This is a genomic window from Geminicoccus flavidas (assembly GCF_009806515.1).
GTDB lineage: Bacteria > Pseudomonadota > Alphaproteobacteria > Geminicoccales > Geminicoccaceae > Geminicoccus > Geminicoccus flavidus.
Window position 1 is genome coordinate 1 of record NZ_WUJP01000943.1, and the last position, 282, is coordinate 282.

The following is a 282-nucleotide window of genomic DNA, read 5'->3' on the forward strand; positions in this document are numbered from 1 at the left end:
GCCGCCATGGCGCGATCCCGACCAACATGCGGGCCTGGCAGGAGGACTGGCTGCGCCAGGAACGGTTCCAGTCGATGCTGGCCATGCTGCAGGACCGGAACGCCCTGATCCACCACCCGCGCCACCTGCCCGGCTACGGCAGCTTCCAGAGCCAGTTCTCGCCGCCGCAGATCCAGCAGACCCTGCTGGGTGGCCAGGATGCGGCGGAGCATCTGGCGACGATCGCGGGCGCCCTGGAGAAGCTGCTCGCCGACGCATCTTGACCGGCAGGGCCACCCCGTC

1 protein-coding gene is annotated in these 282 nt (G+C 70.2%); it reads left to right on the plus strand.

What is annotated here, in order from left to right; translation table 11 throughout:
* Nucleotides 1–263 (plus strand): hypothetical protein (locus EQG76_RS27050; RefSeq protein ID WP_200841161.1); only part of this gene is annotated, 263 nt, incomplete at its 5' end.
* Nucleotides 264–282: the final 19 nt, after the last annotated feature.